Genomic DNA, 24,651 nt, shown 5'->3' on the forward strand with positions numbered 1-24,651 from the left:
AAAGCGGCACGAGAAGTAAAAAGAACTTTTGATTTTTTTGCTAAACCAGTTTAGCTTTCAGTCGAAACCATTTAAGGATAATCAACATGCAAAAAAGAGTCTGGGTTCTGGGTGATGCGGTCATTGACCTGCTGCCGGAAGAGGAAGGACGGCTGCTGCAGTGCCCCGGCGGCGCACCGGCAAATGTTGCCGTCGGTATCGCCCGTCTGGGTGGCAACAGCGCATTTATTGGCTGCGTGGGAGACGATCCTTTCGGCACGTTCCTGCAGCAGACGCTGCGCGCGGAGGGGGTGGATGCGCAATATATGTACCCCGCTGCCGGGCAGCGCACATCAACGGTACTGGTTTCACTGGATGCAGAGGGTGAGCGCCACTTCACCTTTATGGTGCGCCCCGCTGCCGATCTGTTCCTGACCCCCGACCGGCTTCCCGTCTTTCAGGCGCATGAAGGTCTTCACCTGTGCTCCATTGCGCTGAGCGCCGAACCGTCGCGCAGTGCCGCTTTGCAGGCCATGCAGGCGGTGAAACAGGCCGGAGGCTGGGTCAGTTTTGACCCTAACCTGCGCAGCGATCTCTGGTCAGACGCCAATGAGATGAACGCCCTTCTGGCTCAGGCATTTGCTCTCGCGGATATCATCAAGCTGTCCGAGGATGAGTTATTTACGCTGACCGGCTGCCGCGAGATTGAGCCTGGCATTAAGCAGTTTACTGCCGATTACCAGCCCGCGCTGCTGCTGGTAACGCGCGGTAGCGAGGGAGTCACGGTCTGGCAACCGCAGCGCCAGCAGCACTATCCCGCGCCGCACGTCAGCGTGGTCGATACCACCGGCGCAGGCGATGCCTTTGTCGCCGGACTGCTGGCTGCGCTTGCGCGTGAAGCCAATCCGTTGGCCCCCCAGCAGCTGGAGAAGGCCATTCAGCAGGCCCAGCATAGCGGTGCCGCCGCCACCACGGCCAAAGGTGCCATGACCGCCCTGCCTTACGCAGACGAACTTCTCCGTTTCACCTCCTTAGCAGGTTAAATTGCCAACCCGGTCACACTTCCTAAACCGGGTTAGCAAATCTGATTGAACAGCCTGATTCATTTCGCTTACGCTTCGCATCGAACCGGTTTAGCAAAATACAAAATAATCACTCTGGGATATCTTATTCATGATTAAACCTGGCACTCTGGCGATGGCTATTGGCATCGCCCTTTCCACTCCAACACTGGGCTACGCCGCACCGACCCTCGACAGCCTTGAAGCACGTCTGGTGGCCATGGAGCAGCGCCTGCAGCAGGCTGAAAGCCGCGCCGCCGATGCTGAAACACGCGCCACCGCTGCCGAACAGCAGGTTGCACATCTGCAAGCCCGTACTCAGGCACCGCTCTCCACTGCCCGACAGACGGACAGCGCCGCAGCGCCCACCCCGGCTGAACAACCCGCAACGAACGTGGCTGCCAGCGCCGCCGCGCTCAGTGAAGGTTTTGAGTTTCATGGCTACGCCCGCTCCGGCCTGATCATGAATGATTCAGCTGCGGGTACGCAGAGCGGCCCTTACCTGACGCCCGCCGGGGAGACGGGCGGCGCGGTCGGCCGTCTCGGCAACGAAAACAACACCTACGTCGAACTGAATCTTGAGCACAAGCAACAGTTGGCCAACGGCGCTACTACGCGATTTAAAGCGATGCTGGCCGACGGGCAGCGGGATTACAACGACTGGACCGGCAGCACCAGTGAACTGAACATCCGCCAGGCATTTGTTGAGCTGGGGAACCTCCCGACCTTCAGCGGGGTGTTTGATAACAGTACCCTGTGGGCGGGAAAACGCTTTGACCGCGACAACTTTGATATCCACTGGCTCGATTCTGACGTGGTGTTCCTCGCGGGGACCGGCGGCGGGATCTATGACGTGCAGTGGAACGAGGGGCTAAAAAGTAACTTTTCACTCTACGGGCGTAACTTTGGTGATATTGAAACCATTGATAACACTATCCAAAACTACATTGTCACCAGCAACCATTTTGCCGGACCGTTCCAGCTGATGGTCAGCGGCCTGCGCGCCAAAGATAACGACCAGCGGGTTAACCGCAGTCGTGATAACGATCGGGCAGGCGACAGCGGCATCCACGCGATGCTGGCTCTGCACAATGACAGTTTCTGGGGCCTGCGCAGCGGCAGCGCCAAAACTGCGCTGCTGTATGGGCATGGGCTGGGTGCGGAAGTGAAAGGGATTGGCTCCGATGGCAACCTGACGCAGCAGGCAGAAACCTGGCGCCTGGCCAGTTATGGCGTCACCCCGCTGAACAAAACATGGAGCTTTGCTCCGGCACTGCTGGCACAAACCAGCAGCGACCGCTATGCCGCCGGGGACCACTACCGCTGGGCGACGCTCAATGCCCGTCTGATCCAGGCGATAAACCAGAATTTCGCCCTGGCGTATGAGGGAAGTTATCAGTATATGGACCTGGATGCGCAGGGGTACAGAGATCGTCAGGCCGTTTCCGGCAGCTTCTGGAAGCTGACCGTCGCCCCGACCTTTAAAGTGGCGGATATCGGCGATTTCTTCACCCGGCCGGAGATCCGCTTCTTTGCCAGCTGGATGGACTGGAACAGCTCGCTCGATCGCTACGCCAGCGATGACGCCTTCGGCAGCAGCGGCTTCAGCGCGGGCGGAGAGTGGAACTTCGGCGTTCAGATGGAAACCTGGTTCTGATACACATAAAAAACGATAAGCAAAAGGTGAAAGAATGGATATTGATAAAACAGCCAGGGCGCTCCTGCCGCTGCTTGGCGGACGGGAAAATATTGCCAGCGCAGCCCACTGCGCGACACGCCTGCGTCTGGTAATGGTCGATGACAGTAAGGTACAAAAAGAGGAAATTGAAGCCCTGGAAGGTGTCAAAGGCTGCTTCCGCAACGCCGGGCAGATGCAAATTATCTTCGGCAGCGGCCTGGTTAATAAAGTGCATGCCGCCTTCGTCCGTGAAGCCGGAATTAGCGAATCGAGCAAAAGCGAAGCGGCCGATATCGCCGCTAAAAAACTCAATCCGCTGCAGCGCATTGCACGGGTACTGTCGAATATCTTCGTGCCGATCATTCCGGCTATCGTGGCATCCGGCCTGCTGATGGGCCTGCTCGGCATGGTCAAGACCTACGGCTGGGTTAACTCCGACAGTGCGCTGTTTATCATGCTGGATATGTGCAGCTCTGCCGCCTTTATCATTCTGCCGATCCTGATCGGCTTTACCGCCGCGCGTGAATTTGGCGGCAATCCTTACCTTGGCGCCACGCTGGGTGGCATTCTCACCCACCCGGCGCTGACCAATGCATGGGGCGTTGCCAGCGGTTTCCACACCATGAATTTCTTCGGTCTGGAGATTGCGATGATCGGCTACCAGGGGACGGTGTTCCCGGTGCTGCTGGCGGTATGGTTTATGAGCCACTGCGAGAAACGCCTGCGGCGCGCGATCCCGGACGCGCTGGATATTATCCTCACCCCGTTCCTGACGGTGATTATTTCTGGCTTCGTCGCCCTGTTGATTATCGGCCCGGCCGGACGCGCACTGGGTGATGGTATCTCGCTGGTGCTCAGCACGCTGATTGCCCACGCCGGCTGGCTGGCCGGACTGCTGTTTGGCGGATTGTATTCCGTGATTGTCATCACCGGCATCCATCACAGTTTCCACGCGGTTGAAGCCGGTCTGTTGGGCAACCCCGCAATTGGCGTTAACTTCCTGCTGCCAATCTGGTCGATGGCCAATATTGCTCAGGGCGGTGCCTGCCTGGCTGTCTGGTTCAAAACCCGGGATGTAAAGGTGCGCAGCGTGGTACTGCCCTCGGCGTTTTCCGCCATGCTGGGGATCACCGAAGCCGCTCTGTTTGGCGTAAATCTGCGCTACATTAAACCCTTTATCGCCGGGCTGGTGGGCGGTGCTATCGGTGGTGCCTGGGTGGTGACGATGCACGTCAATATGACCGCCGTCGGCCTGACGGCCCTGCCAGGCCTGGCGATTGTGCAGGCCAGCTCGATGCTCAATTATCTTATTGGTATGGCTATCGCATTTGGCACTGCGTTTGTGCTCTCACTGCTGTTCAAAATTAAATTCGAGGCAAAAGCATGAGTGAAGCCCAGCGGGTAAAACAGGCCCTGCTGGCTGTCCTGCGCGGACAGCCTGGCGTCGCTGATGACCCTCACCGCCCTGCCTGGCATCTTGCGCCACCGGTGGGGCTGATGAATGACCCCAACGGGTTTATTCAGTTCAACCAGCGCTATGTGCTCTGCTACCAGTGGAACCCACTTGCCTGCGCGCACGGGGCCAAGTTCTGGGGCCAGTGGAGCTCGGCTGACCTGGTCAACTGGCGACATGAACCCCTGGCGCTGGCGCCGTCGGAAGGATATGAAAGTCACGGCTGCTATTCTGGCAGCGCGGTGGACAATCAGGGCGAACTGACCCTGATCTATACCGGCAACGTAAAGTTTGACGACGGTCAGCGCACGGCCTGGCAGTGTCTCGCTACCCGTAATGCAGCGGGTGACTATACCAAGCTGGGGCCGGTAGTTACTTTGCCAGCCGGTTATACCGGCCACGTGCGCGATCCAAAAGTCTGGCAGCATGCTGAGCAGTGGTACATGGTTCTCGGCGCTCAGGACCTCAATCTACAGGGTAAGGTACTGCTGCTGCGCTCGCCGGACCTGCATCAGTGGACGCTGCTGGGTGAAATCGCCGGTAGCCAGCTCAACGGACTTGGTGATTTTGGCTACATGTGGGAGTGCCCGGACCTGTTCACACTTGGTGAGCACAGCGTACTGCTGGTCTGCCCGCAGGGGCTGCCGGCGGCAGACGGGCGGTATCTGAATACCTTCCAGAGCGGCTATTTCTGCGGCACGCTCGATTATGACCATCATCAGTTCAGCCACGGTCAGTTTCATGAGCTGGACCTGGGCTTTGAGTTTTATGCCCCACAAACCTGCCTGAGTGACGACGGACGCCGCCTGCTGATCGGCTGGATGGGCATACCCGACGAGGATGAGTTTTACCAGCCGACCAAAGCCTATGGCTGGATGCACACCATGACCTGCCCACGTGAACTGACCCTGCGATCTGAGCGCATTTACCAGCAGCCAGCGCGCGAGCTGCAGCAGCTTCGCCAGCAGCAGGTAACGCTAAACGCCCGCGCTGACGAACTTCCGCTGCTGGCGATCGACAGCGCAGAACTGGAACTGACCTTTAACGGCAGCTTTAGAGCGAACTTCGCCGATACGCTGCAGCTGGTGGTTGAGCCAGGCGGCATCTGGCTGCACCGCAACAATCTGCGCAGCGGTGAAGCGGAGCAGCGGCAGTGGCTGGGCAGCGTCCACAGTCTGCGTATTCTTTGCGACCGCTCCAGCGTTGAGATCTTTATTAACCAAGGTGAAGCGGTGATGTCGGCTCGCTACTTTCCCGGCCCGCAGCCGCGGCTGCATTTTAGCGGCGGCGCGCAGATCGCCCTGCATCACTGGAGGTTACGGCAATGCGTGATAGAATAAGGCGATGAGCCATCACACCTAAGCCACTGTGAATAAAAACAAACGTATCACGATTAACGATATTGCCCGGCTGGCAGGCGTGTCCAAATCTACTGCCAGCCTGGTTCTTAATGGCCGGGGAAAGGAGCTGCGCGTCGCGGAAGGAACCCGCAGCCGGGTGATGGAGATCGCCCGCCAGCAGCATTACCAGCCAAGCATCCATGCCCGCGCATTAAACTCCAGCCGCAGCCATACCCTCGGGCTGGTGGTGCCAGAAATGACCAACCACGGCTTTGCCCGTTTCTCTCATGAACTGGAAATGCTGTGCCGCGATGCTGGCCTGCAGCTGCTTATCGCCTGCACCGCGGAAAATGCCAGCCAGGAGACGCTGGCGGTGAATAATTTGATCCAGCGCCAGGTTGACGGGCTGATTGTGGCTTCCAGCATGCTCAATGATGCTGAATATCAGAAGATTAATCAGCAGCTGCCCGTGGTGCTGTTTGACCGCCATCTTGGCGACTCCACCCTGCCTCTGGTGATCACCGATGCCACTGGCCCCACCGCCACGCTGGTCGAAGCCGTGGCGCGCGAAGGCTATGACGAACTCTATTTCTTTGGCGGACAGCCGCGAATTTCACCGACGCGCGATCGTCTGGCGGGCTACCGTCTCGGGCTGGAGCGTGCCGGGTTAACGCTAAATCCGCAGTGGATCATGCACGGTCACTATCACGCCAGCTCCGGCTATGAAATGTTTGCCGAGCTCTACGCACGGCTTGGGCGGGTGCCGCAGGCGCTGTTTTGCGCCGCCTGTGGCCTGCAGGAAGGTGTCCTGCGTTACCTCAGCCAGCACGGCCTGCTGAATACGCCGATGCACCTGTGCAGCTTTGACGACCACTATCTGTATGACGCGCTCTGCGTGCGCATTGATACCGTTGAGCAGGATGAACGCCTGCTGGCATGGAACTGCTTCGAGATGGTCACCCGACTTATCGATGAGCAGATACCGGAAGAGACTCAGCGCTGGTTACCCGCACGGTTAATCTGGCGCCGTGCGACAGCCAAGTAGCCCTTGGGGATGGCTGTAAAATAGAGCCAATCCCCAGAATTTTTATCTGCAGCCTGCTTTTTTGCATCATAGCACCATCATTTTCCGTCCGTTATGGCTTGATTAATTACTTCTGGACAATAAAGACCCCAGTTTTTCATTAAGATAGCTACATAAGTGCAATAAATAGCTGTTATAGCCCGTTATTCATAAAACCCCGTAAAATAGCGTAAATTTCTGCCAAAAGCGGCGAAAAAAGGTTACACTTTCGCCACTTGTCTTTCATATTGTCAGACTATGTTTAATGGGCCTGCGGTGTGGTTTGCCGATTTCAGGCCAACAGGATAAGGTTAAGGAGCGTTTGCCTATGAGTGCGCACGAGAGCAGTAAAACCCGTCACACCGAGTATTCCCTCATCTTTCCCATCGCCGCACTGACCATTTTATGGTTTTGGGGCAACACCGCATCATTTCCTCTGGTCATTGGCATCAACCTGATTGCGCTGATCGCCATCCTCAGCAGCGCCTTTAGCGTGGTACGTCATGCCGACGTATTAGCCCACCGCCTGGGCGAGCCCTATGGTTCCCTGATCCTCAGCCTCTCCGTGGTGATCCTTGAAGTCAGCCTGATCTCCGCGCTGATGGCCACCGGCGACGCCGCGCCCGCGCTGATGCGCGACACGCTCTATTCGATCATTATGATTGTTACCTGCGGCCTGGTGGGCTTTGCGCTGCTGCTCGGCGGCAACAAGTTTGCCACCCAGTATGTCAATCTGGCGGGGGTTAAACAGTATCTGATTGCGATTTTCCCGCTGGGGATGATCGTGCTGGTGCTGCCGAATGCCCTGCCCGGCGGCAACTTTACCATCGGTCAGGCGCTGCTGGTTTCGGCCATTTCTGCGGCGATGTACGGCGTGTTCCTGCTGATTCAGACCAAAACGCACCAGAGTCTGTTTGTCTATGAGCACGAAGATGACGGTGACGATCCGCACCACGGTAAGCCCTCGGCGCACTCCAGCCTCAGGCACACCCTATGGCTGATTGTGCATCTGGTGGCGGTGATTGCCGTGACCAAAATGAATGCCAATACGCTGGAGTCACTGCTGACCGAGCTCAACGCACCGGAGCAGTTTACCGGCTTCCTGGTGGCACTGTTGATCCTGTCGCCTGAAGGGTTGGGCGCAATTAAAGCGGTGCTGGCCAATCAGGTACAGCGCGCGATGAACCTGTTCTTCGGCTCCGTGCTGGCGACCATCTCACTGACGGTTCCGGCGGTGACGATTATCGCCACGCTGACCGGGCAGCAGTTGATCTTCGGGCTGGAGCCGCCGCAGATGGTGGTGATGATTTCCGCCCTGCTGCTGTGCCAGATTTCGTTCTCTACCGGGCGTACCAATGTGCTGAACGGCGCGGCGCATCTGGCCCTGTTTATCGCTTATCTGATGACGGTGATGTTGTAAAATCGGCACCGGGCGACCGGAAAAAATGGCCTTCATCACGATTAGTGCTAATCATCGGCACCGGGCGACCGGAAAAAATGGCCTTCATCACGATTAGTGCTAATCATCGGCACGGGGCGACCGGAAAAAATGGCCTTCATCACGATGGGTGCTAATCATCGGCACGGGGCGACCGGAAAAAATGGTCGCCCCCTACAAGCGGGCTGACCATTTTTCGGGTCAGCCCTTTGATTTTATTGTGCCTGATACTGCAAAGTATGGCCGCTGCCGGTCAGCGTCAGCGACTGCTCATCCACCTTCACCTCAGCGCCATTCATCAACATCTGCGTTAGCGTCTGCTCCCACTTGTTCAGATCGGCATTGCTGCACAGCATGCGCGTGGAGGCCAGCTGCGGCACGCTCAGCCGTCCCTGCTCAACTTTGCCCTGGCCGAAGAAACGGTTGCACATCACCCCGCTCACCTTCAGCCCTTCACTAAAACCGATCCCCGGCCTGATGCCCTCATGCGGCACGACCGTCTGACCATCCACCACGCTGAGCACAAACTGACGATTCGCCAGCTGGCTGGCATCCGTCGGGCTGGTGTTGCTGTGGCTGCAGCCGCTCAGCGCGACAGCACCCAGTAACAGTAAAGTGACTTTTTTCATTATGACTCCTTAAATTGGCAATCCATGTTAACAACTGAGTAAGCCGGTAATAACGGCGCAGGGCGCGGAAAAAGAGCGGGCCAGAATATCTGGCCCGCAGGAGAAAGGAAGTTTAGTTGCTGGTATCGAGCTCGGGGAAGCTCTTCACCAGGTCATCAATCGCTTTCATCTGCTTCAGGAACGGCTCCAGCTTGTCCAGCGGCAGCGCGGACGGGCCATCGCACTTGGCGTTCGCCGGGTCCGGGTGCGCTTCGATAAACAGGCCAGCAATGCCAACGGCCATACCGGCACGCGCCAGTTCAGAAACCTGAGCGCGACGACCGCTGGATGCGGCGCCCATCGGGTCACGGCACTGCAGCGCGTGCGTCACGTCGAAGATCACCGGACTGTTGTTCGATACCTGCTTCATCACGTTGAAGCCCAGCATGTCGACCACCAGGTTGTCGTAACCGAAGTTGGCACCGCGATCGCACAGGATCACTTTATCGTTGCCGCCTTCAGCGAACTTATCCACGATGTTACCCATCTGGCCAGGGCTGACAAACTGCGGCTTCTTGACGTTGATTACCGCGCCGGTTTTCGCCATCGCTTCCACCAGATCGGTCTGGCGGGCAAGGAAAGCCGGCAGCTGGATCACGTCAACCACGTCAGCCACGGTCTGCGCCTGGCTGGCTTCGTGCACGTCGGTGATGATTTTCACGCCGAACGCCTGCTTAATTTCCTGGAAGATTTTCATCCCCTCTTCGAGGCCCGGGCCACGGTAAGAGTGGATAGATGAGCGGTTGGCTTTATCAAACGAGGCTTTGAACACGTAGGGAATACCCAGCTTCTGGGTTACGGTGACGTAATGCTCACAGATACGCATCGCCAGATCGCGCGATTCCAGCACGTTCATCCCGCCAAACAGCACGAACGGCAGGTCGTTTGCGACTTTAATGTCGCCAATGCTTACCACTTTCTGATTCATGTCTTCGCCTTTATAAAGTTCACTGCGTTTAGTGAAGGGTAATCTGTTTTTGCTCGATAGAGTGGATCTGAACCTTAATCATTTCGCTGACCGGATCTTCCGGGCACTGCTCAACAAAGTAGGCCAGATCGTGCAACGCCACGTGTCCACACTCCAGCTGGGCGAAAATCAGCCCGCGGTCGCGGATCTCATAAGGGTCTTCCGGATCCATCTGCACCAGCACCTGGCTCACGTGCAGCGCCATTTCCATCTGCTTCTCATCCATCAGCGATGATTTCAGCGTATCGAGCATTTTGCGCAGGACCGCCAGCGGTTCGGCTTCCTGTAAATCGTCATCATACAGTTCGGCAATCGGCCCGATGTTGCCCTTCAGCCACACTTCCAGCGTGTGCTCATCCAGGGTTTCGCCATCAAACGGGTTGATCAGCCACATATCCTGATCGATCCACTCGGCGCGCAGGATCAGCTGCGTCGGGAAGATCACTGGGAACAGCGGCAGATCGAGCTTGCCTGCAATATGCAGAAATATCACCCCCAGCGACACCGCGGTGCCCTGACGGGTACGTAAAACATTATCCAGCCACAGAGTATCCGACAGGCGATAAACGCCGCTCGCGCCACCAAAGCCCCAGCGGCCCCAGAACAGCGTTATCAGCTGCTCGACCTGTAAGTCAGCGGCCAGCTCGGGCGGGATCTCTGCGCGTGCTTCGGCAACCAGTGCCGACAACTGCTTTCTGACGTCTTCAGCCGGAAAGTCGCTGCGGATCGCCAGCGACGCGGCAATCACCGCCTCACTCAGCGGCGCTGCGGTAAAATCAAAATCAGCGATGGACGTCATACAAACCCCAGCAATGGCATTTTAGTGGTGGCTAACTGAACGATGGCCACAAGGGCGATTAACGCCACAATGAACGCTATCCAGCGTACTTTTTGCGCGCGCGGACGTCGTCCCAGGGCAATAGCGCCCAGCGCGATATAGATGATAACGCCAAACAGCTTCTCAGTCAGCCAATTGCCCTGCGGTGTAAACGGGTAAAAATGGGTCATCATCACCAGCAGCACGCCAGAAAGCAGCAAAAGCGTGTCGTTAAGATGCGGCACAATACGCACCCAGCGCCGCTGCAGCGTAGCTGAACCGGTCTGCAACCAGTAAAAGCGCAGCAGAAACATCACTGCCGTTATCGCTACGGTTAACAGATGAAAATTTTTAAGTGGAAGGTACCATGCGGCCATAAAAGTTCCTTAATTATGCGTTATCTGCCCGAGCGTCACGCGGTCGTTACCACCATAATCCTGACAGGTTTCTACCTGACAGAAGCTGTTTTCGCGCAGGATTTGCCGCACCGCTTCACCCTGCTGCCAGCCATGTTCCAGCAGCAGCCAGCCGTTATCCGCCAGATATTTCGCAGCCGAAGAGGCAATAGTTTTGATATCGGCCAGGCCATGATCGCTCGCCACCAGCGCGCTGGCGGGCTCAAAGCGCACATCGCCCTGCGACAGATGGTGGTCGGCGGCATCGATATAGGGGGGGTTACTCACGATCAGCTGGAAACGCTGAGCATTCAGCGCCGAAAACCAGTCGCTTTGCAGGAAGCGGGCGTTAGGCAGATTAAGTTTCGCCCCGTTGTGCGTTGCCAGCGCCACCGCCGCCGCAATGCGGTCCACGCCCGTCACCTGGCAGTCAGCGCGTTCACTGGCCAGCGCCAGCGCAATCGCGCCGGTACCGGTGCCGAGGTCAAGAATGGCGCACGGGTCGGCAGGAAGCCGGCTTAGCGCCTGCTCAACCAGCACTTCGCTGTCCGGGCGCGGGATCAGGGTGTCGGGCGACACGCTGAGCGGCAGCGACCAGAACTCACGTTCACCGATCAGGTACGCCACCGGTTCCCCGGCGGCGCGGCGCGCCAGCAGACTCTCCAGCGCGGCCAGCTGGCTGTCGTCCAGCTGCGCATCGTCAAAAGCGATCAGCCAGGCGCGGGATTTGCCGCTAACCCATGCCAGCAGGATCTCCGCGTCGCGTTTCGGGCTTTCGCTGCTGCTGAGACGGGCTATCGCCGCTCGCAGCCAGACACGGATTTGCACTACTCGTTCCCGGCAAGTGCAGCCAGCTGATCGGCCTGGTATTCCTGCACAATCGGCTCAATCAGCGCGTCCAGCTTGCCTTCCATCGCTTCATCCAGACGGTAAATCGTCAGGTTGATACGGTGATCGGTGACGCGGCCCTGCGGGAAGTTATAGGTGCGGTTACGGTCCGAACGGTCGCCGCTGCCGAGCAGATTGCGACGGGTCGAGGACTCTTGCTCCTGCCGGCGCGCCATTTCGGCGGCGCGAATACGGGACCCGAGCACGCCGAGCGCCTTGGCTTTGTTTTTATGCTGGGAACGTTCGTCCTGGCACTCCACCACGATGCCGGTTGGCAGGTGGGTAATACGGATCGCCGAGTCGGTGGTGTTAACGTGCTGGCCACCCGCCCCCGATGAACGGAAGGTATCAATTTTCAGGTCGGACGGATTAATCTCCGGCAGCTCCGCTTCCGGCACTTCCGGCAGCACCGCCACGGTACAGGCTGAGGTGTGGATACGCCCCTGAGATTCGGTTTCCGGTACGCGCTGCACGCGGTGACCGCCGGATTCAAACTTCAGGCGCCCGTAGGCACCCTCGCCAATCACTTTGGCAATCACCTCTTTGTAGCCGCCGTGCTCGCCTTCGTTGGCGCTCATCACTTCGACACGCCAGCGGCGCGATTCAGCGTAGCGGCTGTACATGCGGAACAGATCGCCGGCAAAGATCGCCGCTTCGTCACCGCCGGTTCCGGCACGAATTTCCAGATAACAGTTACGCTCATCATCCGGATCTTTCGGCAGCAGCAGCACCTGCAGCTGCTGCTCCAGCGCTTCGCTGGTGGCACGCGCCTCTTTTAGCTCTTCCTGTGCCATCTCACGCATTTCGGCGTCATCCAGCATCATTTCGGCGGTTTCAATGTCTTCCTGGGTTTGCTGCCACTGACGGAAGCACTGACTGACGTCGGTCAGCTGGGCGTATTCGCGGGATAAAGCGCGGAAACGCTCCTGATCGGCAATCACACCAGCATCGCCCAGCATCGCCTCAACTTCTTCGTGGCGCTCCTGCAAGGCTTCCAGCTTGGCAACAATAGAAGGCTTCATTCGTGTAGTTTTACCTTGTAAATAGAGGTTTAAACGCTATTCCAGCCCGAGGCTGTCGCGTAAAATTTGCAGGCGTTCGCCATCGCCATCGCGGGCGGCCTGCTGAAGAGATTTAGTTGGAGCGTGGATCAGACGGTTGGTCAATTTGTGGGCCAGGTCACGCATCACCGCTTCGGGGTCTGCACCCTGCTGCAGTGCGGCAAGCGCCCGCGCCTGCAACTCTTCCCTGACCTGCTCTGCCTGCGAACGGTAGTCGCGGATGGTTTCAACGGCGCTCTGCGCGCGCAGCCAGGACATAAACTCGCTGCTTTCCTGCACCACGATGGTTTCAGCCTGCACCGCAGCCGCCTGGCGCTGGGCCATATTGCTTTCAATAATCGCCTGCAGGTCATCCACGCTGTACAGATAGGCGTTCGGCAGCTTGCCCACTTCCGGCTCCACGTCACGCGGTACGGCAATATCCACCAGCAGCATCGGCTGGTTGCGGCGCTGCTTCAGCGCACGCTCCACCATCCCTTTACCGATGATCGGCAGCGGGCTGGCGGTTGAACTGATGATAATGTCGGCTTCTGCCAGACGTGAATCGATCTCCGCCAAGCCTATCACCTCAGCCCCGACTTCATCCGCCAGCACCTGCGCACGCTCGCGGGTACGGTTAGCGATGATCAACTTCTTCACCTTGTGCTGATGCAGATGGCGCGCGGCCAGCTCGATAGTCTCGCCCGCTCCGACCATCAGCACGGTAACGGTCGACAGCGATTCGAAGATCTGGCGCGCCAGGGTACAGGCGGCAAACGCGACCGATACCGCACTGGCACCGATTTCAGTTTCGGTGCGCACGCGTTTGGCGACGGAGAAGGTTTTCTGGAACATGCGCTCCAGTTCGCTGGAGAGCGAATGGCCGCGCTGGGAGTCGGCAAAGGCTTTTTTCACCTGGCCTAAAATCTGCGGTTCACCGAGCACCAGCGAATCCAGGCCGCTGGCAACGCGCATCAGATGGCTGACCGCTTCGTCACCCTGATGCCAGTAGAGGCTTTTACGCACCTCTTCAACGCTCAGATGATGGTAATCACAAAGCCACGAGACCAGCTGCTCCTGCAGATTTTCCTGCTGCTCAACGCTCAGGTACAACTCGGTACGGTTACAGGTAGACAGCACAACGCCGCCCTGAACCAGCGGCTGTGCCAGCAGGCTGTTAAGCGCCTGATCCAGCGTGTCCGGCGAGAACGTAACGCGTTCGCGCAGAGCCACAGGTGCCGTTTTGTGATTGATGCCGAGTGCCAGTAACGTCATGGTGCGAGGTTGGGTTAATCCCACAGTTGTCAGGGTTTTGTGAGGCGCATTCTACAAGATGAGCGAGATCAATAAAAGTGATGGTTCACCTATCCCTGTAACAAGTTATACCGACAACAGGTCAAATGAGACAATTTGAGCATTGACGCGGCCCGGTTAGCTGGTTAGCGTGAGCGGTTGATTGCGGCAAGTATGCCCGAACCCCGTCTGAGGAGCTGACCTGATTATGCTATCGCCAAACCGCCGCCTGCTGCGGCTTATCCCCCTTGCCAGCCTGCTGTTAACCGCCTGCGTTACGCCCACCAAGCCACAGGGGCCGGGCAAGAGCGCCGATACGCCGCAGTGGCGTGAGCATCAGCAGTCGGTGGAAAAGATCACCCAGTATCAGACTCGTGGCGCGTTCGCCTACCTCTCCGATCGGCAAAAAGTGTATGCGCGCTTTAACTGGCAGCAGACCGCACCAGACCGCTATCGCCTGCTGTTAACCAATCCGCTCGGCAGCACCGAGCTGCAGCTGGACCAGCAGGGCCAGACCGCACAAATTGTTGATAATAAGGGCAAGCGCTACGTCAGTAACGATGCCGCGAAGATGATCTCCCAGCTGACCGGTATGAGCATTCCGCTGGATAACCTGCGTCAGTGGATGGTCGGCCTGCCGGGCGACGCCACCGATTATCAGCTTGACGAGCAGTACCGCCTGCGCGAACTGAACTACAGCCAGGACGGCAAGCAGTGGCACGTGACCTACCAGGGTTATGACAGCAAGCTCAATCCACAGCTGCCATCCAATCTCGAACTGCGTGAAGGCAGCCAGCGCATCAAACTGAAGATGGACAGCTGGACGGTAAAATGATCACAACCTGGCCTGCCCCGGCAAAGCTGAATTTATTTCTCTACATCACTGGCCGCCGCGCCGACGGCTACCATAATCTACAAACGCTGTTTCAGTTTCTCGATTACGGCGACACGCTGACCATTGAAGTGGACGACAGCGGCGAGATTACGCTGCTGACGCCGGTGGCGGGCGTGCCGGATGCGCAGAACCTGATTGTGCGCGCCGCAGCGCTGCTGCGCGAGCGGGCGGCCGCTCTCGGTTCCCTGCCCGATGCTGCCGGGGCGAAAATTGCCATTGAGAAGCGCTTACCGATGGGTGGCGGTTTGGGCGGCGGTTCCTCAAACGCCGCCACGGTGCTGGTGGCGCTTAACCACCTGTGGCAAACCGGGCTGAGCCTGGGGCAGCTGGCAGAGCTTGGCCTTCAGCTTGGCGCCGACGTGCCGGTGTTTGTTCACGGCTTCGCTGCCTTTGCCGAAGGTGTGGGTGAGCAGCTGACCCCGGTTAACCCGGCGGAGAAGTGGTATCTGGTGATGCACCCTGGGGTGAGCATTGCCACCCCGCTCGTTTTCAACGATCCGGAGCTGACCCGCGACACGCCAGCAAGGGAAATCAGCCAGTTATTAAGCACCGAATTCCATAATGATTGTGAACCTGTCGTAAGAAATCGTTTTCGCGAGGTTGAACAGCTTGTTTCCTGGCTGCTAGAATACGCGCCGTCGCGCCTGACTGGAACGGGTGCTTGTGTGTTTGCAGAATTCGACACCGAGTCCGCCGCCCGCCAGGTGCTTGAGCTGGCCCCGAAAAATCTGCAGGGGTTTGTTGCGCGAGGTGTTAATATCTCGCCGCTACACCGCAGACTTTCAGGGCAATTGAGTTGATGTGACAGTGTCACTCTGTTCCAGACGCTGCACTACTGCTCTTATTTAACCCAAATAATTGGCGTTGTAGCAAGGCGGCAAGTGTTTGAGTTCCCGTGAGCTTACCCAGGTAAGTGACCGGGGCGATGACGCGCAGCCAACGCCGCTACGGCGTCAAGAATGTAGGGTTAAAACACCCGTATGAAAGCATAAGTCGTATACCGCCCAGTGCGGCTTATGGTATTTCATTCTCTGGACGCAAAGCCTGAGGTTCTTCTCGTGCCTGATATGAAGCTTTTTGCTGGTAACGCCACCCCGGAACTAGCACAACGTATTGCCAACCGCCTTTACACCAGCCTGGGCGACGCCGCCGTCGGTCGTTTCAGTGATGGTGAAGTGAGCGTACAAATTAACGAAAATGTACGCGGTGGTGATATTTTCATCATCCAGTCCACCTGTGCCCCAACCAACGACAACCTGATGGAACTGGTTGTGATGGTTGACGCCCTGCGTCGTGCTTCCGCTGGTCGTATTACCGCGGTGATCCCTTACTTTGGTTATGCACGTCAGGACCGCCGCGTGCGTTCCGCCCGTGTGCCAATTACTGCCAAAGTTGTCGCCGATTTCCTCTCCAGCGTTGGCGTTGACCGCGTTCTGACTGTGGATCTGCATGCTGAACAGATTCAGGGCTTCTTTGACGTCCCGGTTGATAACGTATTTGGTAGCCCGATCCTGCTTGAAGATATGCTGCAGATTGGCCTGGAAAACCCGATTGTGGTTTCCCCGGACATCGGCGGTGTGGTTCGCGCCCGCGCTATCGCCAAACTGCTGAACGACACCGATATGGCCATCATCGATAAACGTCGCCCACGCGCCAACGTCTCACAGGTGATGCATATCATCGGTGATGTGGCTGGCCGTGACTGCGTGCTGGTCGATGATATGATCGATACCGGTGGCACCCTGTGTAAAGCAGCGGAAGCGCTGAAAGAGCGCGGTGCGAAGCGCGTGTTCGCCTACGCAACCCACCCTATCTTCTCCGGTAACGCGGTCGAAAACCTGCGTAACTCGGTGATTGATGAAGTGGTTGTGTGCGACACCATTCCACTGCCGGAAGAGATTAAAGCGCTGCCAAACGTCCGTACCCTGACCCTTTCAGGCATGCTGGCCGAAGCAATCCGCCGTATCAGCAACGAAGAGTCTATCTCTGCGATGTTTGAGCATTAATTCCGGTGTGCTACGGATGGGCCGACCAGAAAAGCGGTCGGCCCCTACTGTAGGGGTTGACCTTCTTTTGCGGTCAACCCGAACAAAAAGGGACAGAGGCTCATCTGTCCCTTTTTATTTGCGCAGCGCAATGTGTTCCGCCAGGTAGTCAATCAGTACTCGCAGCTTGGGCAGCAGGTGGCGATTGCCCGGCCACAAAAGAGAAAACTGCCCGCCATGGCCGATCTCCCCCTCCAGCACGCTCTGCAGCTCTCCGCTCTCCAGATACTCCTGCACCGCAAAATCCGGGACATAAATCAGCCCTAAACCGCGTCGCGTGGCGGATATCTGCGCCTCCAGATTGTTAAACACCAGCGGGCCATTAAGCGATAGCGCCTGGGGATCGACGCCGTTAAACTGCCACGGCTGCAGCTGACCGCTGCCGGAAAAACGGTACAGCAGGCAGGCATGCTGGCTCAGCTCTGCTACCGTCTGCGGCGTGCCGTGCTGCTGAAAATAGCCCGCGGAGCCAACCAGACGAAACTGAAAGCCGCCCAGCCGCCGCGCCTTGAGGCGCGAATCGGCAAACTCGCCGCTGCGCAGCACCGCATCATAGCCCTCACCAATCACGTCCACCAGGCGGTCATTGAAATCGAGGTCCAGTTCAATTTCGGGATAGCGGGCGGTGAACCCCGGCAGCAGCGGCAGCAGCAGGCGGTAGCCGATGGCCGGAAAGCTCAGGCGCAGCCGCCCGCGCGGGGCCGCCATCAGGCGGGAAAGCTCCTGTTGCGCCTCTTCCAGCTCCATCACTATGCGCTGGCTGCGTTCAAAGAACAGCGCGCCCTCTTCAGTCAGGCTCAGGCTGCGCGTGCTGCGGTTAAACAGGCTGACGCCGAGGCTGGCTTCCAGCCGCGCCACGCTTTTGCCGATAGCAGAGGCCGAAACCCCCAGCCTTTCGGCGGCGGCGACAAAGCTTCCCAGCTGCGCGGCTTTCACAAACGCGCTCAGCCCGCTTAAACTCTCCACGCTGCTCATTCGCGACTTTTTGTCCTTTATCTGCGGCCTGATGGCCTGTTTATCGTGGCGTGACGCCAATTTATCCTGCTTTCTTTCCTGTTGAAAGCGGAGAGTCCACAATGAGTTCCCTGATCCTCACGGCACCAGGCAGCAGCTGGAGTGTTTTTGCCGTCTGCAGCGCCGCCCTGATGTTACCGCTCAGCTTCTCCGCCGGGGTGATTGCCACCCCAGCGATTGCCCAGCATCCCGGAGGGTCTGCACTGGCCCTGAGCTGGATTACCAATGCCTTCCTGCTCAGTTTCGGCAGCCTGCTGATGGCCGCAGGCACGCTGGCGGACCGTTTTGGCCGCAAGCGGCTGTTTATCAGCGGCGTCAGCGCCTTTACCCTGCTGTCAATGCTCACCGCCTGGGTGCCTTCGGTGGTGTGGCTGGACGTGGTGCGCGCCCTTCAGGGTGCCGCCGCCGCCGCGGCACTGGCCGGAGGCGCCGCCGCGCTGGCCAATGCCTTTGAGGGACAACGGCGCGCCCGCGCCTTCAGCCTGCTCGGCACCAGCTTTGGCGTTGGCCTTGCCGCCGGACCGGTGATCGCCGGGATGCTGATGCAGATTGCCGGCTGGCACAGCGTTTTTCTCTGCTGCGCCCTGTTTGGCATAGTGGCTCTGATTGCCGGCGGGCTTACGCTGCCGGAGTCGCGCAACCCGGATGCCGGCGCGCTCGACTGGCCGGGGGTTATCAGCTTCAGTACCACCCTGTCGCTGTTTACCTGGGGCATGCTGCAGCTGGCCGACAGCGGCGGCGACCGCCTGTCGGTTGCGCTGCTGCTGGCTTCCCTGCTGGCGGGCGGGCTGTTTGTGTGGATCGAACGGCGCAGCGCCGGGCCGATGCTCGATCTCACCCTGTTTCGCTACGGCCGTTTTGTCGGGGTACAGCTGCTGCCGGTAGCCACCTGCTACTGCTTTGTGGTGCTGCTGGTGCTGCTGCCGCTGCGTTTTATGGGATTCTATGGCTACAGCGCGCTGACCACCGGACTGCTGATGCTGGCGCTGTCGCTGCCGATGCTGATTGTCCCCTCTCTGGCGGTGGCGCTGACGCGCCGTTTCCATCCTGGTGCCGTCAGCGCGGCGGGCCTGCTGCTGGCCGCCGCAGGAATTGGCCTGCTGAGCCAGTTTTCTCCCACCGCTTCCCTGCCCATCACGCTGCTGGCGATGGCGATGGTGGGCTGCGGCACCGGGCTGCCCTGGGGGCTGATGGATAATCTGTCGGTCAGCGTGGTGCCGCCGCAGCGTGCCGGAATGGCGACCGGCATCTTTAGCACCGTGCGCGTGGCGGGAGAAGGTGTCGCGCTGGCAAGCGTTGCCAGCCTGTTCAGCCAGCTGCTCAGCTGGCAGCTCACGGCGCATAACCAACCGGCAGCGCTCGCCGGGCAGCTGGCGAGCTATCATCTGGTGGATCCACGACTGTTGGGGCTGGCGGAACAGGCTTTTCAGCAGTTATTACTGGTACTGATGGCGATGACGCTGCTGTGCGCGGCAGCCATCTGGCGCTGCCTGGTGACGCCGGACAGGAAGTGATCAAGCGGAGCAAACAGTAACGCCCGGCTGGCGGGCGTTGATTGCGCTAAGAGGGTAATAGCAGCGCGGAAATTTAAGACTGGCTGTTGTGCTGGCTGCTGCCGTGACGGCAGCGTTTGTCGCCGCAGTGGCGCACCCAGTAATAGCGGTCGGCGATCTTTTCCCGCCCGCTCACTCTGGCCCCCACCAGCCACAGCAACGCACCGATAAAGATGCTGAAAATCGCCCCATGCACCATATACTCAGGCAGATTGAGCTGAGGCAGCTGGTTGAGAACTGAATAACCCACGCCGCCGACCATCACCACTAAACCGAGTACCATCAGGGCATTACCCATCACATGTGAATGTTTACGTTTCATTGCGCACCTCCGGACAGTATTGAAAAGGCAAATTCCATTGCCAGATGCGCTTAGTGTAGGCAATCAACAGCTGCTCTGATGAGTTGGCGATCACATTTATTGCTTATGCTTTGACAAAACTTTACGTCTAACGGCCTGTTTTTATATAGAAAATGTATTATCACGCCTGTCAACTATCGTGACATGGCTCACCTTTTTACGCAGATCTTTGAGTTCTCGCAACGGCTTGCGTAAACTAGCCGCTTTCCCCCGTACGCTTCAGGAAACACCACACGTGAGTAGCATCAAACTGATTGTTGGCCTGGCCAATCCCGGCGCTGAATACGCCGCCACGCGCCACAATGCCGGAGCCTGGTACGTTGATTTGCTGGCTGAACGCCACAATCAGTCATTAAAGGAAGAGAGCAAGTTCTACGGCTACACTGCCCGGTTAAACATCGGGGGTGAGGATGTACGCTTGCTGGTGCCGACCACCTTTATGAATCTCAGCGGCAAAGCCGTGGCGGCGATGGCGACGTTCTACCGCATTGCCCCGGAAGAGATCCTGGTTGCCCATGACGAGCTGGACCTGCCTCCCGGCGTGGCAAAGTTTAAGCAGGGCGGCGGCCACGGCGGTCATAACGGCCTGAAAGATATTATCAGCAAGCTGGGTAACAACCTGAACTTCCACCGCCTGCGCATCGGCATTGGTCACCCGGGCGATCGCAACAAGGTGGTCGGTTTTGTACTGGGCAAGCCGCAGTCGGCAGAGCAGAAGTTGATTGATGATGCGGTCGATGAAGCGGCGCGCTGTACGGAAGTGTGGTTGAAAGAAGACCGCCTGAAAGCCATGAATCGTCTGCACAGCTACAAAGCGGGCTAAGCCTGCGCACCCGCTGTGGCCGCAGCCGCAGCGGGGATTACCCCTTCTCGCACCGCTTCCCGTCGTCGTCACATTCCAGGCTATCCAGCGTCAGCTGCTGTGCAAAATAGCCCTGCACGCCCCAGATTTTACTGTTGCGCAGCGTCTCCAGCTGACCGTCTCCGGCCACACCCTCCACGATCACCCGATTGGTATACTGACGGATATGGTTGATCAGCACCGAAAAGAACGGCTTATTGACGTTTTCCAGATAGAACTGGCGGTCGAGCTTTACCGCTTCAAACATGTTTGACTGCAGCGCATGCAAATTGGCATCGCCGGCACCAAGATCGTCCAGCCATAAGATATTCAGCTGTTCAATCAGGGTACGCAGCAGCGGATTGTCCATGCCGTCGTGCAGATTGGGGAAATCTTCCGACAGTTTCAGGCGCACAAAGGGCAGATGGCTGAGGATTTGCTGGATAAACGACGACTGCGTCACGGCGCGCGCCAGCTGAAAGTCGATGGCCACGCTGCACAGCAGGCCGTGCTGGCGAAAGTAATCGGCGTACTCTTCAACGATCAGCAGCTGATGCAGTAGCCGATCCTCAGGCAATGGCGGCTGCCGCACAGCATCCAGCGGGCCACCGACCGCAGCAGAATGCGGACGGTAGCTCAGGTCGATGGCGATCATCTCACCGCTAAGGGTATGTACAGGAGTACAAAAAAAATCGTTTTTCATGCCGCCGGGTCAGTTAACGGGCATCCTGCCAGTGAAATAAATCGTCGTACAGTTAAACTATAGAAGTAAATACTGTAAGCGCCGTTATAAAACGACGATTTCTAGATTATCGGCAGGTCCAGCAGTAGCTTTATGGTTCATGCATCATTGCTAGCAACTTTATAATCCGGGTCATCCAGCTCATGGCTGCAGAATGGCCCTGCCTGACGCAACAGGCTGATGCAATCCTCGCTCAGATGGCGCAGGCGCAGGCTTTTACCGGCTTCCATATAGCGCGCCGTCAGCTTGTCGATCGCCTCCACGCCGCTGGAGTCCATCACCCGGGTGCGGGCAAAGTCGATCACCACGCTATCGGTATCCTGCTGCGGATTAAACAGCTCCTGGAAACTGGCGGTGGAGCCAAAGAACAGCGGCCCTTCCAGACGGTAGGTTTTCTCCCCCTCTTTCTCGCTCTGCTCAATAATGGTGATGCGGGCGTGCTGCCAGGCGAAGACCAGCGCCGAGATAATCACGCCGCAGATCACCGCCATCGCCAGGTCGGTGAAAATCGTGACCAGCGTCACCGCAATCATAATCACCGCATCGGCTTTCGGCATGCGCTTCAGGCGCCTGATGGAACTCCACTCAAAGGTGTTGATGCACACCACAAACATAATGCCCGCCAGCGCCGCCACCGGCAGCAGCGCGATATAATCCGACAGGCTAATCACAAACAGGATCAGCAGCAGCGCCCCGACCAGGTTGGAGATGCGCCCGCGCCCGCCGGAGGTGAAGTTGATAATGGACTGGCCGATCATCGCGCATCCGGCAAAGCTGCCGAAGAAGCCGCAGAGAGTGTTGCCAATACCCTGCGCCACGCACTCCTGATTACCTGCGCCCTTTTTACTGCCCATCTCATCCAGTACCGCCAGCGTCAGCAGCGATTCAATCAGCCCGACCAGCGCAATCACCACCGCATACGGCAGCACGATCTTCAGCGTTTCCCAGCTTAACGGCGCGGTCGGCAGATGGAAGGACGGCAGCGTGCCGGAGATATCCGCCAGGTCGCCGACGCGTTTAGTATCCAGGCCAAAACCAATGGCAATCGCACTGATGGCGATCAGCGCCGCCAGTGAACCCGGGATCGCTTTGGTCAGCTTCGGGAACAGCCAGACAATTAACATCGCCAGCGCCACCAGCGCATACATCACCGGCCCCTGCCCTTTAATCATCGGGAACTGCGCCAGCATAATCACAATCGCCAGCCCGTTAACGAAGCCGTAAATCGCCGGTTGCGGCACCAGGCGGATAAACTTACCGAGCCGCAGCACGCCAATCGCCAGCTGAATCAGCCCCGCGAGGATGGTCGCCAGCAGCACGTACTCGTAGCCGTGCTGGGTAATCAGGCTAATCAGCACCACAATAATCGACCCGGCCGCGCCGGAGATCATCCCCGGCTTGCCGCCGAAGAAGGCGGTGACCAGCCCGAGAATAAAGGCGGTGTGCAGACCAATGGTCGGCGACAGCCCGGCCAGCAGAGAAAAAGCCGTCGCTTCCGGGATCAGCGCAACGGACACCACGGCACCGGCCAGCACGTCATTTTTGACGTCACTCGCCCTGAAATTGCTCAGGTTAAACATAAAATTTCCAGTTAATTTAAACGTGTTGGTTCTTCCGTGCCGCATTAATCGGGCACAGCTGGCTCGTCAGAGTGACGAGTGGCGGCAACGGGCGTTGCGCAGGCGGGAGGGTCTTAAGGTGGCGTAAGCAGCAAGCGATGCATCTGCGGGATTCTCCAGGTTCTGTAAAGACACGTCAGTATGGGAAAATGTGAGCACGATCTCAAGAGATAACTTAACCTCTGCCTCAGAAATCAACCGCCTCCAGGCTAAAATTACGTGTATAATGCGCGGAAACTTTTAAGACAACCGTCTGTGACACTATCAGGGCATGTAAAAGTGCGTTGATTATCAAGAAATTAAGGTGATTCAAACATGGGATTCAAATGCGGTATTGTGGGCCTGCCAAACGTCGGGAAATCCACCCTGTTCAATGCGTTAACCAAAGCGGGCATCGAAGCAGCTAACTTCCCGTTCTGTACCATTGAGCCGAATACTGGCGTGGTGCCAATGCCTGATTCACGTCTTGATCAGCTGGCTGCTATCGTTAAGCCACAGCGTATTCTGCCGACCACCATGGAATTCGTTGATATCGCTGGCCTGGTAAAAGGCGCCTCGAAAGGTGAAGGCCTGGGCAACCAGTTCCTCACCAACATTCGTGAAACCGAGGCTATCGGCCACGTGGTGCGCTGCTTTGAGAACGACAACATTATCCACGTGAATAATAAAGTTGACCCGGCTGACGATATTGAAACCATCAATACCGAGCTGGCGCTTTCTGACCTCGATACCTGTGAACGTGCCCTGCAGCGCGTGCAGAAGAAAGCCAAGGGCGGCGATAAAGACGCCAAAGCTGAACAGGCGGCGCTGGAAAAATGCCTGCCGCATCTGGAAAAAGCCGGCATGCTGCGCGCGCTGGACCTGACGGATGAAGACAAAGCGGCGGTCCGCTACCTGAGCTTCCTGACGCTGAAGCCAACCATGTATATCGCCAACGTTAACGAAGACGGTTTTGAAAATAACCCGTACCTCGATATCGTGCGTGCGATTGCCGAGAAAGAGGGTTCCGTTGTGGTGCCGGTGTGCGCTGCCGTTGAGTCTGATATTGCCGAGCTGGAAGATGGCGACCGCGAAGAGTTTATGGCCGAGCTGGGCATTGAAGAGCCGGGCCTGAACCGCGTCATCCGCGCAGGTTACTCCCTGCTCAACCTGCAGACCTACTTCACCGCTGGCGTGAAGGAAGTGCGTGCATGGACTATCCCGGTTGGTGCGACCGCACCGCAGGCCGCAGGTAAGATCCACACCGACTTCGAGAAAGGCTTTATCCGCGCTCAGACCATTGCTTTCGATGACTACATTGCCTGCAAGGGTGAACAAGGCGCGAAAGAAGCCGGTAAGATGCGTTCAGAAGGGAAAGACTACATCGTGAAAGATGGCGATGTGATGAACTTCCTGTTCAACGTCTAAACCCTTCCGTCGTCTTATGAGGTTTGATTGAACCTCCTACGATTCGAAACGCGATAAATCCACGCAGCTGCGTGGATTTTTTTTAGCTCGCCAG

23 protein-coding genes are annotated in these 24,651 nt (G+C 57.9%); 12 read left to right on the forward strand and 11 right to left on the reverse strand.

All coding sequences use genetic code 11. The features are described from left to right. Positions 1 to 86: 86 nt before the first annotated feature. The 6 genes from ID864_RS15555 (at position 87) to chaA (ending at position 7,994) form a co-directional block, all read left to right on the forward strand. Entirely contained in the window at positions 87 to 1,022 is a 936-nt protein-coding gene (locus tag ID864_RS15555) for an aminoimidazole riboside kinase (protein WP_191150045.1), read from the forward strand. A gap of 130 nt (positions 1,023 to 1,152) precedes the next feature. Further along, the gene (locus tag ID864_RS15560; RefSeq protein WP_191150046.1) at positions 1,153 to 2,697 is read left to right on the forward strand and encodes a carbohydrate porin; all 1,545 of its coding nucleotides are present in this window, start codon (positions 1,153 to 1,155) and stop codon (positions 2,695 to 2,697) included. Positions 2,698 to 2,731: 34 nt separating this feature from the next. Further along, positions 2,732 to 4,105, forward strand: a complete 1,374-nt coding sequence (locus ID864_RS15565; RefSeq protein WP_048916251.1) for a sucrose-specific PTS transporter subunit IIBC — start codon at positions 2,732 to 2,734, stop codon at positions 4,103 to 4,105. Beyond that, complete coding sequence (locus tag ID864_RS15570) at positions 4,102 to 5,511, forward strand: sucrose-6-phosphate hydrolase (protein WP_191150047.1); 1,410 nt, start codon at positions 4,102 to 4,104, stop codon at positions 5,509 to 5,511. The genes ID864_RS15565 and ID864_RS15570 overlap by 4 nt, the downstream gene beginning before the upstream one ends. Before the next feature lie 28 nt (positions 5,512 to 5,539). Continuing rightward, a complete protein-coding gene (locus ID864_RS15575) occupies positions 5,540 to 6,556 on the forward strand; it encodes a substrate-binding domain-containing protein (RefSeq protein WP_099754006.1) in 1,017 nt (338 codons plus the stop codon). Between the two features lie 346 nt (positions 6,557 to 6,902). Continuing rightward, positions 6,903 to 7,994 carry a sodium-potassium/proton antiporter ChaA gene (gene chaA / locus ID864_RS15580; protein WP_048916254.1) on the forward strand — a complete coding sequence of 364 codons (1,092 nt, stop codon included), beginning with the start codon at positions 6,903 to 6,905 and terminating at the stop codon, positions 7,992 to 7,994. 233 nt (positions 7,995 to 8,227) lie between these two features. Here the strand turns inward: chaA and ID864_RS15585 are convergent, their stop codons facing one another. The 7 genes from ID864_RS15585 to hemA all read right to left on the reverse strand — a co-directional run bounded on the left by ID864_RS15585 (position 8,228) and on the right by hemA (position 14,062). Beyond that, on the reverse strand, positions 8,228 to 8,641 hold the full coding sequence (locus ID864_RS15585; protein WP_191150048.1) for an META domain-containing protein: 414 nt from the start codon (positions 8,639 to 8,641) through the stop codon (positions 8,228 to 8,230). A 112-nt stretch (positions 8,642 to 8,753) separates the two neighbouring features. Beyond that, positions 8,754 to 9,608, reverse strand: a complete 855-nt coding sequence (gene kdsA, locus ID864_RS15590; protein ID WP_048916256.1) for a 3-deoxy-8-phosphooctulonate synthase — start codon at positions 9,606 to 9,608, stop codon at positions 8,754 to 8,756. A 28-nt stretch (positions 9,609 to 9,636) separates the two neighbouring features. Next, the gene (gene sirB1 / locus ID864_RS15595) at positions 9,637 to 10,446 is read right to left on the reverse strand and encodes an invasion regulator SirB1 (RefSeq protein ID WP_048916257.1); all 810 of its coding nucleotides are present in this window, start codon (positions 10,444 to 10,446) and stop codon (positions 9,637 to 9,639) included. Next, a complete protein-coding gene (locus ID864_RS15600; protein ID WP_099754008.1) occupies positions 10,443 to 10,841 on the reverse strand; it encodes a SirB2 family protein in 399 nt (132 codons plus the stop codon). Before ID864_RS15600 ends, sirB1 begins: the two co-directional genes overlap by 4 nt. A gap of 9 nt (positions 10,842 to 10,850) precedes the next feature. Then, positions 10,851 to 11,687, reverse strand: coding sequence for a peptide chain release factor N(5)-glutamine methyltransferase (prmC, locus tag ID864_RS15605; protein WP_048916259.1), 837 nt, complete (start codon positions 11,685 to 11,687; stop codon positions 10,851 to 10,853). Further along, a complete protein-coding gene (gene prfA, locus ID864_RS15610; protein WP_191150049.1) occupies positions 11,687 to 12,769 on the reverse strand; it encodes a peptide chain release factor 1 in 1,083 nt (360 codons plus the stop codon). The genes prmC and prfA overlap by 1 nt, the downstream gene beginning before the upstream one ends. A gap of 36 nt (positions 12,770 to 12,805) precedes the next feature. After that, on the reverse strand, positions 12,806 to 14,062 hold the full coding sequence (gene hemA / locus ID864_RS15615) for a glutamyl-tRNA reductase (protein ID WP_048916261.1): 1,257 nt from the start codon (positions 14,060 to 14,062) through the stop codon (positions 12,806 to 12,808). 226 nt (positions 14,063 to 14,288) lie between these two features. On the opposite strand from hemA, the gene lolB reads away from it, so the two are divergent. The 3 genes from lolB to prs all read left to right on the forward strand — a co-directional run bounded on the left by lolB (position 14,289) and on the right by prs (position 16,981). Next, a complete protein-coding gene (gene lolB, locus ID864_RS15620; protein WP_191150050.1) occupies positions 14,289 to 14,915 on the forward strand; it encodes a lipoprotein insertase outer membrane protein LolB in 627 nt (208 codons plus the stop codon). Next, positions 14,912 to 15,775, forward strand: coding sequence for a 4-(cytidine 5'-diphospho)-2-C-methyl-D-erythritol kinase (gene ispE / locus ID864_RS15625; protein ID WP_048916263.1), 864 nt, complete (start codon positions 14,912 to 14,914; stop codon positions 15,773 to 15,775). Before lolB ends, ispE begins: the two co-directional genes overlap by 4 nt. Before the next feature lie 258 nt (positions 15,776 to 16,033). Further along, positions 16,034 to 16,981, forward strand: a complete 948-nt coding sequence (gene prs / locus ID864_RS15630) for a ribose-phosphate diphosphokinase (RefSeq protein WP_013201847.1) — start codon at positions 16,034 to 16,036, stop codon at positions 16,979 to 16,981. A 114-nt stretch (positions 16,982 to 17,095) separates the two neighbouring features. On the opposite strand, the gene ID864_RS15635 is transcribed toward prs, so the two are convergent. Next, positions 17,096 to 17,986: a LysR family transcriptional regulator gene (locus ID864_RS15635; RefSeq protein WP_191150158.1), complete on the reverse strand. Its 891-nt coding sequence runs from the start codon at positions 17,984 to 17,986 to the stop codon at positions 17,096 to 17,098. A gap of 110 nt (positions 17,987 to 18,096) precedes the next feature. Between ID864_RS15635 and ID864_RS15640 the strand changes: the two genes are divergently transcribed. After that, positions 18,097 to 19,548 (forward strand): MFS transporter, encoded by a 1,452-nt coding sequence (locus ID864_RS15640; RefSeq protein WP_191150051.1) that lies wholly within the window; start codon positions 18,097 to 18,099, stop codon positions 19,546 to 19,548. A gap of 73 nt (positions 19,549 to 19,621) precedes the next feature. Here the strand turns inward: ID864_RS15640 and ychH are convergent, their stop codons facing one another. Continuing rightward, entirely contained in the window at positions 19,622 to 19,909 is a 288-nt protein-coding gene (gene ychH, locus ID864_RS15645; RefSeq protein ID WP_048916265.1) for a stress-induced protein YchH, read from the reverse strand. A gap of 274 nt (positions 19,910 to 20,183) precedes the next feature. On the opposite strand from ychH, the gene pth reads away from it, so the two are divergent. Continuing rightward, positions 20,184 to 20,771 carry an aminoacyl-tRNA hydrolase gene (pth, locus tag ID864_RS15650; RefSeq protein ID WP_099754012.1) on the forward strand — a complete coding sequence of 196 codons (588 nt, stop codon included), beginning with the start codon at positions 20,184 to 20,186 and terminating at the stop codon, positions 20,769 to 20,771. A gap of 37 nt (positions 20,772 to 20,808) precedes the next feature. Here pth and ID864_RS15655 read toward each other — a convergent pair whose 3' ends face one another. Next, the gene (locus ID864_RS15655; protein ID WP_191150052.1) at positions 20,809 to 21,492 is read right to left on the reverse strand and encodes an EAL domain-containing protein; all 684 of its coding nucleotides are present in this window, start codon (positions 21,490 to 21,492) and stop codon (positions 20,809 to 20,811) included. Between the two features lie 137 nt (positions 21,493 to 21,629). Next, a complete protein-coding gene (locus ID864_RS15660) occupies positions 21,630 to 23,111 on the reverse strand; it encodes a SulP family inorganic anion transporter (protein WP_048916268.1) in 1,482 nt (493 codons plus the stop codon). A gap of 354 nt (positions 23,112 to 23,465) precedes the next feature. On the opposite strand from ID864_RS15660, the gene ychF reads away from it, so the two are divergent. Next, the gene (gene ychF, locus ID864_RS15665) at positions 23,466 to 24,557 is read left to right on the forward strand and encodes a redox-regulated ATPase YchF (protein WP_048916269.1); all 1,092 of its coding nucleotides are present in this window, start codon (positions 23,466 to 23,468) and stop codon (positions 24,555 to 24,557) included. Positions 24,558 to 24,651: the final 94 nt, after the last annotated feature.

Origin of the sequence: Erwinia aphidicola (assembly GCF_014773485.1) — a bacterium.
Classification (GTDB): Bacteria; Pseudomonadota; Gammaproteobacteria; order Enterobacterales; family Enterobacteriaceae; genus Erwinia; species Erwinia aphidicola.

Coding starts and splice junctions, on each gene's coding strand:
- ID864_RS15555 (WP_191150045.1), top strand. CDS start 87: ATGCAAAAAAGAGTCTGGGTTCTGGGTGATGCGGTCATTGACCTGCTG.
- ID864_RS15560 (WP_191150046.1), top strand. CDS start 1,153: ATGATTAAACCTGGCACTCTGGCGATGGCTATTGGCATCGCCCTTTCC.
- ID864_RS15565 (WP_048916251.1), top strand. CDS start 2,732: ATGGATATTGATAAAACAGCCAGGGCGCTCCTGCCGCTGCTTGGCGGA.
- ID864_RS15570 (WP_191150047.1), top strand. CDS start 4,102: ATGAGTGAAGCCCAGCGGGTAAAACAGGCCCTGCTGGCTGTCCTGCGC.
- chaA (WP_048916254.1), top strand. CDS start 6,903: ATGAGTGCGCACGAGAGCAGTAAAACCCGTCACACCGAGTATTCCCTC.
- ID864_RS15585 (WP_191150048.1), bottom strand. CDS start 8,641: ATGAAAAAAGTCACTTTACTGTTACTGGGTGCTGTCGCGCTGAGCGGC.
- kdsA (WP_048916256.1), bottom strand. CDS start 9,608: ATGAATCAGAAAGTGGTAAGCATTGGCGACATTAAAGTCGCAAACGAC.
- sirB1 (WP_048916257.1), bottom strand. CDS start 10,446: ATGACGTCCATCGCTGATTTTGATTTTACCGCAGCGCCGCTGAGTGAG.
- ID864_RS15600 (WP_099754008.1), bottom strand. CDS start 10,841: ATGGCCGCATGGTACCTTCCACTTAAAAATTTTCATCTGTTAACCGTA.
- prfA (WP_191150049.1), bottom strand. CDS start 12,769: ATGAAGCCTTCTATTGTTGCCAAGCTGGAAGCCTTGCAGGAGCGCCAC.
- hemA (WP_048916261.1), bottom strand. CDS start 14,062: ATGACGTTACTGGCACTCGGCATCAATCACAAAACGGCACCTGTGGCT.
- lolB (WP_191150050.1), top strand. CDS start 14,289: ATGCTATCGCCAAACCGCCGCCTGCTGCGGCTTATCCCCCTTGCCAGC.
- ispE (WP_048916263.1), top strand. CDS start 14,912: ATGATCACAACCTGGCCTGCCCCGGCAAAGCTGAATTTATTTCTCTAC.
- ID864_RS15640 (WP_191150051.1), top strand. CDS start 18,097: ATGAGTTCCCTGATCCTCACGGCACCAGGCAGCAGCTGGAGTGTTTTT.
- ychH (WP_048916265.1), bottom strand. CDS start 19,909: ATGAAACGTAAACATTCACATGTGATGGGTAATGCCCTGATGGTACTC.
- ID864_RS15655 (WP_191150052.1), bottom strand. CDS start 21,492: ATGAAAAACGATTTTTTTTGTACTCCTGTACATACCCTTAGCGGTGAG.
- ID864_RS15660 (WP_048916268.1), bottom strand. CDS start 23,111: ATGTTTAACCTGAGCAATTTCAGGGCGAGTGACGTCAAAAATGACGTG.
- ychF (WP_048916269.1), top strand. CDS start 23,466: ATGGGATTCAAATGCGGTATTGTGGGCCTGCCAAACGTCGGGAAATCC.